Genomic DNA, 8,178 nt, shown 5'->3' on the forward strand with positions numbered 1-8,178 from the left:
CGCGAAGGCGGTGTGTCAGTCACCTTAATGTCGAATGACACACCGCCTTCGCGAGCAAGCCCGCTCCCACATTTTGCTATGCGTTCAACGCATCAGGCGCCGAAGCCACCGTCGATTGTCAGGCTGGCCCCGGTGATGTAGCCGGCTTCCGGGCTGACGAGGTAGGCGACGAAGCTGGCGATCTCTTCAGCCTTGCCGTAACGGCCCACGGCCATCAGCGGGATCAGGCTTTCCGCAAAGTCACCCTCGGCCGGGTTCATGTCGGTGTCGACCGGCCCCGGCTGCACGTTATTGATGGTGATGCCTTGCGGGCCGAGGTCACGGGCCAGGCCTTTGGTCAGGCCGACCAGTGCCGACTTGCTCATGGCGTACGGGCCGCCACCGGCAAAGGGCATGCGGTCGGCGTTGGTGCTGCCGATGTTGATGATGCGACCGCCTTCGGTCATGTGTCTGGCGGCGGCCTGGGTGGCAATGAACACGCTGCGTACGTTGATGGCCAGGGTCTGGTCGAAGTCTTCGAGTTTGAACTCGGCCAGCGGCGCGACGGCCAGTACGCCTGCATTGTTGACCAGGATATCCAGGCGACCGAAGGCTTCCACCGTGGCGGACACGGCGCCGCGGATCGCGTCGGCGTCGGCGCTGTCGGCCTTGATGGCCAGGGCTTTGCCGCCCTTGGCGGTGATGCTGTGTTGCAACTCTTCAGCTTTGGCTGTCGAGCTGACATAAGTGAAGGCAACGGTCGCGCCTTCAGCGGCCAGGCGCTTGACGATGGCTGCACCGATACCGCGGGAACCACCTTGAATCAATGCCACTTTGCCGCTGAGGTTCTGAGTAGTCATGTCGATCTCCAAGTTCCGAGGCGAGATGTCCCGGTTGATGGAGGCTAGTATCGATTCAGGATTACGAGCTGTGTAGACCATAATTGCGATAGTCTGTGTAAACCAAAAGTTTATAGTGGCGCCTATGGAAACCTTCAGCAGTATCGAATGCTTTGTACGCAGCGCCGAGGTCGGCAGCTTCGCCGAAGCGGCGCGACGCTTGAGCCTGACACCGGCGGCGGTGGGCAAGAGCGTTGCCAAGCTTGAGGCGCGCCTGGGCGTCAGATTGTTTCAGCGCAGCACGCGCAGCCTGACGCTGACCGAGGCCGGTCAGTTGTTTCTCGGCGAAGTCAGCACCAGCCTGCACACTATCCAGAATGCCGTGGCCAATCTCGCCAGCGCCGGTGGGCAGCCAGCGGGTACGTTGAAGGTCAGCATGGGGACGGTATTCGGTTGCCTGTACATAGTGCCGATGCTCGGCGAGTTTCTGCGGCGATTCCCGGCGATCAACCCGGACTGGCACTTCGACAACCGCCAGGTCGATCTGATCGGGCAGGGGTTTGACGCGGCAATCGGCGGTGGCTTCGAATTACCCCAGGGCGTAGTCGCGCGCAAGCTGAGTCCGGCGCATCGGGTATTGGTGGCTTCGCCGGATTACCTGGCGGCACATGCGTCAATCACTGAGCCGGACGACCTCAAGCACCACGACGGGATTCTGATCCGCTCGCCGCAAACCGGTCGCGTGCGCTCCTGGCAGTTGACCCATCGCAATCAGCAACACAGCCCGTTGACGCTCAAGGCGCGGATGACCATGAGCGATTCAGAGGCCGCCTGCGTCGCCGCCGCACAAGGCCTGGGCATTGCGCTGGTGAGTATGCCGTTCGCCTCGGGTTACCTGGAGGCGGGCAGGTTGCAGCGGGTGTTGCCTGACTGGTACATCGACGACGGCTACACCTCCATCTATTACGCCGAACACAAGCTGCTGCCCGGCAAGACCCGGGCGTTTGTCGATTTCATCATCGAGCAGTTTGCCGAGCGGGGGTTGGGGCAGAGGTTCAGTGCGGTTTGAGTCAGGCTTGGGACCGAGGTGCCCCCTTCGCGAGCAAGCCCGCTCCCACATTTGATCTGTTGTGAACACAACATCTGTATTCAGCACAGATCCACTGTGGGAGCGGGCTTGCTCGCGAAGGGGGCACCTCGGTCAACGGTTGCGAACTCACCGGGCAAACCGCGCCGACCAGCCAATGATGTTTTTCGGCCGCGGCGTCGCATAGGTCCGCACTTTCGAGGTCGACAGCCCCAACCGCACCAACGATTCGGCAATGGTCACCGCCGCCGTCACTCCATCCACCACCGGTACCCCGGTACGCCGGCGAATCTGCTCGTCCAGCCCGGCCATGCCACCGCAACCGAGGCAGATCACTTCGGCCTTGTCCTGGGTCACCGCCAGTTCGGCCTGATGCACGATGGCTTCCAGTGCGCGCTGCGGTTCATGTTCCAGCTCCAGCACCGCCAGGCCACTGGCTCGTACCGAGGCGCAACGGTCCCACAGGCCGGAGAGCTTGAGGCGGTCTTCGATCAGCGGCACGGTGCGGTCGAGGGTGGTGACCACGGAATAGGCGTGACCGAGAAACATCGCCGTGCTGGCGGCAGCATCGGTGATGTCCACCACCGGCACGTTAAGCAGCTCCTGCAAGCCTTCGCGGCCGTGCTCGCCGTAGCCGGCCTGGATCACCGCGTCGAACGGCTGGTCGTAGGACATCACCCGGTCCATGACCGCGATGGCCGCCAGGTAACTTTCGAAGTTGCCCTCGATGGAGTCGGCGCCGAAGTGCGGGGTGAGGCCGACGATTTCCGTTCCGGGAGACGCGACGGCCTGTGCCGAGCGGGCGATGGCCTGGGTGATGGATTCGGTGGTGTTGACGTTGACCACGAGAATGCGCATGGGGAGTCCTTATTGCGGATGGTTCTGCGGCCCGACTTTGCCGGGCCGCCATGGAGTTAATGGCTGGCGTTTTCAACCGCGATGGCTTCGCCGCTGACATCGGCGTAGTGCGCTTGGCGCTTGGCGATGATCAGGTAGAGCATTCCGGCGATGCCGGCACCAATCAACCAGGAGAACGGCGACACGCTGTGGAACCCGGGCACCAGGGCCAGGACGATGGCGATCAGGGCCGCGGGAATGAACGCCGCCACCGCGCGCAAATTAACCCCGCGGCTGTAGTAATAAGGGCCGTTGGGGTCTTCGCTGTACAACTGCGGCACATTGACCTGGCCTTTTCGTAGCAGCCAGTAGTCGACCATGATCACGCCGTACAACGGGCCGAGCAGGGCACCGAGGCCGGACAGGAAATACACGATCACCAGCGGGCTGTTGTAGAGGTTCCACGGCAGGATCAGCACGGCGATGGTCGCGCTGATCAGTCCGGCGCGACGGAACGTCAGGTACTTCGGCGCCAGGTTACTGAGGACGAACGCCGGGGCGACGAAGTTGGCCATGATGTTCACCGCCACGGTGACGATCAGGAACGCCAGGCAACCGAGTACCAAAAAGAAGGTGTTGGGGATCGAGGCGATGATTTCGGTCGGGCTTTCGATGATCCGGCCGTTGATCTGGAACTGCGCGCCGCACAGCAGGACAGTGATGCCGGCGAACACCAGGATATTCACCGGCAAGCCCCAGAAATTTCCGACCTTGATGGTCTTGCGGCACGGTGAAGAGCGGGCGAAGTCGCAGAAATTGAGGATCAAGGTGCCGTAGATCGCCAGCCACAGTGCGCCACCGGCAAAGATATTGCGCCACATCTCACCACCGGTCAGCGGCTCACGGATCGACCAGGCAATGGTCGCGTTGGCCTGCAAGTACATCCACGCGGCGAGGGCGGCAACGGTCAGCAGAATCACCGGGCCGGCAAACGCCTCGTAGCGGCGCACCATCTCCATGCCATAGGCCAGGATCGCCAGTTGCACGAACCAGATCGCGACGAAACACACCCAGCCCAGGGTCGACAGGCCGAGGATCGAGTCGTGGTCGTAGTCGGCGAACCCGGGATGGATCGCCGTCAACAGCACGCGAAAGACGACGGAGGCGAGGTACGTCTGAATACCGAACCAGGCGATGGCGATCACGGCGCGGATCAACGCAGGAATCTGCGCCCCGTGAATGCCGAAACTGATCCGGCTGATGACCGGAAACGGAACCCCGGTCTTTTGCCCCATGTAGCCGGACAGGTTCATGAAGCAATACACCAGCGCCGCTCCGATCCCCAGGGACAACAGGATCTGCCAGCCACCCAGGCCCAGGGCATACAGGCCGATGGCAAAGGAGTAGTTGGCAATGTTGTGAACGTCGTTGGTCCACAAGGCAAAGATGCTGTAGCGGCCCCAGCGCCGGCCTTCGGCCTTGGTCGGTGCGAGGTCCTTGTTGTGCAGTCGGGGACTGAGCACCACAGGGGACTGATGCGCCTGATTGTCGGCGGTGTGGGTGGAATGGGGGGAGGGTAGATCCAGCGCGATATTGTTGTTGGAGAGACTAGTACGCATTCCGGCAGGCTCCTGATGCTCGACGCCGCGATGACTGTGCATGAGCCTTGGCTCGACAAATCTTCGTCGCGGGTGGCGAATATCATTGGTTACGGGGCATCTGCAGCCTGTACGGGATAGGGCGCTTCAGGCTTGCGGATCTAAAGTGTGTGTATGTTTTGAGGTGATTGTATACAAAACATGTATGCACTTAAGCCAGATCCATGCCAGCCGAGCGTTCTATGAACGGCGCTGTTCATTTCGTTTTGTTATGGCTTTTCGCCAAGTTATTGAAAAATTGACAATATAAATTGACCGTTTGAACAGGTATTTATTTTGAATAGGGGGTTCAGGAGGGCGTGGCGGCGCACGTCGGGGGGAGGAATGTAACTTTTTGGGGCGTAGAAACTAAAAGTGCACACACAAATGGCACCTATGGTGACAATCGTGTGTACACATTTTTTGAAGCTGCAGATAACACTGTAGGAGCGAGCTTGCTCGCGATGAACCCGAGAACGCAGCGGGGTATCAGGCACCCCGCGTTATCGTTGACGACCATCGCGAGCAGGCTCGCTCCTACAGTGGGCTTACGCTTTGGACTTGCTGATGATGTTCCCCGCGTGCAGCCCGCATTCCTTCTGCGTCGCTTCTTCCCACCACCAGCGGCCTTCACGCTCATGCTGGTTCGGCAGCACCGGGCGGGTGCAGGGTTCGCAACCGATGCTGATGAAGCCGCGTTCGTGCAGGCTGTTGTACGGCAGCTCCAGCATGCGGATGTAGCCCCAGATCTCTTCGCTGGTCATTTGCGCGAGCGGGTTGAACTTGTACAGGGTGCGTTCCGCAGTGGAGAACGCGGTGTCGATTTCCATCACCGCGACGGCGCTGCGGGTGCCGGGGCTCTGGTCCCGACGCTGGCCGGTGGCCCAGGCTTTCACGCCGGACAGCTTGCGGCGCAGCGGTTCGATCTTGCGGATGCCGCAGCACTCGCCATGGCCGTCCTTGTAGAAGCTGAACAGGCCTTTTTCCTTCACGAAGGGTTCAAGTTTCGTGTAGTCCGGCGACACCAGTTCGATGTCGATCTTGTAGTGCTCGCGCACCTGATCGATGAAGCGGTAGGTCTCGGGGTGCAAGCGGCCGGTGTCGAGGCTGAACACCTTGACGTTCTTGTTCAGCTTCCAGGCCATGTCCACCAGCACCACGTCCTCGGCACCGCTGAAAGATATCCACAGGTCATCGCCGAACTCGGCAAACGCGAGTTTCAGGATGTCCTGGGCGGATTTGTTGGCATAGGTCGTGGCGAGTTCCACGACGTCGAACGTTGGGCTCATCAGGGCGGCTTCCTACAGGTCGGTGGCGCTGGGCGCTCTATATGGGGCCGATGGTAACAAAAAGCTGCGCGGGCCGGGGCATCCTCTGCGTTGCGCAGGCAGGCCCGAATCGCTAGAGTTCGGCAATCTTTTGGCTCGCTCGACTCAATAATCAATACAAATGGGAGTGTCTTGTGGAAATTGCCTGTCTGGATCTTGAAGGTGTGCTGGTCCCGGAAATCTGGATCGCCTTCGCCGAAAAAACCGGGATCGAATCCCTCAGGGCCACCACCCGGGACATTCCCGACTACGACGTGCTGATGAAGCAACGCCTGCGGATTCTCGACGAGCACGGCCTGAAGCTCTCCGACATTCAGGAAGTGATCGCCACGCTCAAGCCGCTGGACGGCGCCATCGAGTTCGTCGACTGGCTGCGCGAGCGCTTCCAGGTGGTGATCCTGTCGGACACCTTCTATGAGTTCTCCCAGCCGTTGATGCGCCAACTGGGCTTCCCCACCTTGCTCTGCCATCGCCTGATTACCGACGACAGCGGGCGAGTCACGGGCTATCAACTGCGTCAGAAAGATCCCAAGCGTCAGTCGGTCCTGGCCTTCAAGAGCCTCTACTATCGAGTGATCGCGGCGGGGGATTCCTACAACGACACCACGATGCTGGGCGAGGCCGATGCCGGGATCCTGTTCCATGCGCCGGATAACGTGATTGCCGAGTTCCCGCAGTTCCCGGCGGTGCATACGTTTGAAGAGCTCAAGCAAGAGTTCATCAAAGCTTCGAACCGCACTTTGAGCCTGTAAACCCGATCCCTGTAGGAGCTGCCGAAGGCTGCGATCTTCTGATTTTGTTTTTTAAAGGCAAGATCAAAAGATCGCAGCCTTCGGCAGCTCCTACAGGTTATGCAGCGTTTCCAGCAGGATTTTCACCTTGGTGATCGATTCCTGATATTCGGCCTGCCACTCGGAATCCGCGACTATCCCGCCGCCGCCCCAGCAACACACCTGCCCGTCCTTGACCAGCAAACTGCGTATGGCGATGGAGCTGTCCATCTCGCCGCGCACGTCCAGGTACAGCAACGATCCGCAATACAGGCCGCGTCGGGTCGGCTCCAGTTCGTCGATGATCTGCATCGCGCGAATTTTTGGTGCGCCGGTGATCGAACCGCCGGGGAAGCTGCCGGCGATCAGGTCCAGAGCGTCGCGATCATCCGCCAGTTCACCGGTGACGCTGCTCACCAGGTGATGCACGTTCGGGTAACTTTCCAGGCTGAACAACTCCGGTACCCGGACCGAGCCGATGCGGCAGGTCCGGCCGAGATCGTTGCGCAGCAGGTCGACGATCATCAGGTTTTCCGCGCGGTCCTTGGGGCTGGCCAGCAGTTCGGCGGCGTTCGCGGCGTCTTGCCCAGGCGTCAGGCCCCGAGGCCGAGTGCCCTTGATCGGGCGGGTTTCCACATGGCGCTGGCTGACTTTGACGAAGCGCTCCGGCGACAGGCTGAGGATGGCATCGCCGTCAGGCAAGCTCTGGAAGCCGGAAAAAGGCGTCGGGCACGCGGCGCGCAAGGCGCAGTAGGCGGCCCACGGATCGCCCTGGCAGGGCGCGCGAAACCGTTGGGCGAAATTGACCTGATAACAGTCGCCGGCCTGAATGTACTGCTGGATGCGCTCGATGGCCTGTTGATACTCGTCAGCGCTCAAGTCGGCGGTCATCGGGGTGAGCAGTTTGAAGGGCGCAACCGCTTCAGGTGCCGGTTGGCTGAACAGCTCGATCAGGCGCTGACGTTCGCTGTCGGGCAGGGTCGGGTGGAACACCAACTGGCTGGTCAGCGCAAGGTGATCGCTGACCAATGCCCAGCCGTACAGGCCGAAACGCGCGTCGGGCAGATGCAGGTCGTCACTGGCCTGGCTCGGCAGGCGCTCCAGATGTCGGCCGAAGTCGTAACTCAGGTAGCCGATCAACCCACCGGCAAACGGCAACTCATAAGGTGCCGGCAAAGAGGCTTCGCCCAGGCGCGTCAGGTTATCGCGCAGGCGCTGCAGGAAAGCCTCGCCACTTTCGTCGGGCGCTACCGTCAGTTGTTCCAGCGGCCAGGCGCTGAGCAGGTCATAGCGGCCGCGGTCGGCGCTGGGGCGGCCGCTGTCGAGCAGCACGGCGCCGGGGGCATGGCGAATCGCCGCGAAGTACTGGGCGGGGTTGGCGCGATAGGGCAGCGGGTGTACGGAGCAGGTCAACATGGGCGGGGGAGATCAGCCATCGAGGCGGGGTGGCGATTGTAGTCCTCTCGGAGAATTGCTCCTAGAGGGGGATGGAGTGTAGGAGCGAGCTTGCTCGCGATGGTCGTGAACGATGACGCTGGGAGCCTGACACCCCGTGGCGCTCTCTGGTCCATCGCGAGCAAGCTCGCTCCCACAGGGTTCAGTGCTGCTCTTGTGGGAGCGAGCTTGAACTGGTCAACTAATTTTGGACACCAGTTACGGTTTCATGCCGCCAGTTTCTCCATAGCTACCGGCGACCGGTAG

General features: G+C 61.2%; 7 protein-coding genes. 2 read left to right on the forward strand and 5 right to left on the reverse strand.

The window, feature by feature from the left end; translation table 11 throughout:
* Positions 1-92: 92 nt before the first annotated feature.
* Positions 93-839, reverse strand: coding sequence for a 3-oxoacyl-ACP reductase family protein (locus AC07YV_RS29380; protein ID WP_102702776.1), 747 nt, complete (start codon positions 837-839; stop codon positions 93-95).
* A 124-nt stretch (positions 840-963) separates the two neighbouring features.
* On the opposite strand from AC07YV_RS29380, the gene AC07YV_RS29385 reads away from it, so the two are divergent.
* Positions 964-1,887: a LysR family transcriptional regulator gene (locus tag AC07YV_RS29385; protein WP_102702775.1), complete on the forward strand. Its 924-nt coding sequence runs from the start codon at positions 964-966 to the stop codon at positions 1,885-1,887.
* Positions 1,888-2,034: 147 nt separating this feature from the next.
* On the opposite strand, the gene AC07YV_RS29390 is transcribed toward AC07YV_RS29385, so the two are convergent.
* The 3 genes from AC07YV_RS29390 to AC07YV_RS29400 all read right to left on the reverse strand — a co-directional run bounded on the left by AC07YV_RS29390 (position 2,035) and on the right by AC07YV_RS29400 (position 5,668).
* Positions 2,035-2,763: an aspartate/glutamate racemase family protein gene (locus AC07YV_RS29390; RefSeq protein WP_102702774.1), complete on the reverse strand. Its 729-nt coding sequence runs from the start codon at positions 2,761-2,763 to the stop codon at positions 2,035-2,037.
* Between the two features lie 56 nt (positions 2,764-2,819).
* Positions 2,820-4,361: an NCS1 family nucleobase:cation symporter-1 gene (locus AC07YV_RS29395; RefSeq protein ID WP_102702773.1), complete on the reverse strand. Its 1,542-nt coding sequence runs from the start codon at positions 4,359-4,361 to the stop codon at positions 2,820-2,822.
* A 566-nt stretch (positions 4,362-4,927) separates the two neighbouring features.
* A complete protein-coding gene (locus AC07YV_RS29400) occupies positions 4,928-5,668 on the reverse strand; it encodes a phosphoadenylyl-sulfate reductase (protein ID WP_102673279.1) in 741 nt (246 codons plus the stop codon).
* Between the two features lie 173 nt (positions 5,669-5,841).
* Between AC07YV_RS29400 and thrH the strand changes: the two genes are divergently transcribed.
* Entirely contained in the window at positions 5,842-6,459 is a 618-nt protein-coding gene (gene thrH / locus AC07YV_RS29405; protein WP_102702772.1) for a bifunctional phosphoserine phosphatase/homoserine phosphotransferase ThrH, read from the forward strand.
* Positions 6,460-6,549: 90 nt separating this feature from the next.
* On the opposite strand, the gene pabB is transcribed toward thrH, so the two are convergent.
* Positions 6,550-7,893 (reverse strand): aminodeoxychorismate synthase component I, encoded by a 1,344-nt coding sequence (gene pabB / locus AC07YV_RS29410; protein ID WP_102702771.1) that lies wholly within the window; start codon positions 7,891-7,893, stop codon positions 6,550-6,552.
* Positions 7,894-8,178: the final 285 nt, after the last annotated feature.

The sequence above is a fragment of the Pseudomonas sp. GW456-E7 genome (genome assembly GCF_059424105.1).

Coding starts and splice junctions, on each gene's coding strand:
- AC07YV_RS29400 (WP_102673279.1), bottom strand. CDS start 5,668: ATGAGCCCAACGTTCGACGTCGTGGAACTCGCCACGACCTATGCCAAC.
- AC07YV_RS29385 (WP_102702775.1), top strand. CDS start 964: ATGGAAACCTTCAGCAGTATCGAATGCTTTGTACGCAGCGCCGAGGTC.
- AC07YV_RS29390 (WP_102702774.1), bottom strand. CDS start 2,763: ATGCGCATTCTCGTGGTCAACGTCAACACCACCGAATCCATCACCCAG.
- pabB (WP_102702771.1), bottom strand. CDS start 7,893: ATGTTGACCTGCTCCGTACACCCGCTGCCCTATCGCGCCAACCCCGCC.
- AC07YV_RS29395 (WP_102702773.1), bottom strand. CDS start 4,361: ATGCGTACTAGTCTCTCCAACAACAATATCGCGCTGGATCTACCCTCC.
- AC07YV_RS29380 (WP_102702776.1), bottom strand. CDS start 839: ATGACTACTCAGAACCTCAGCGGCAAAGTGGCATTGATTCAAGGTGGT.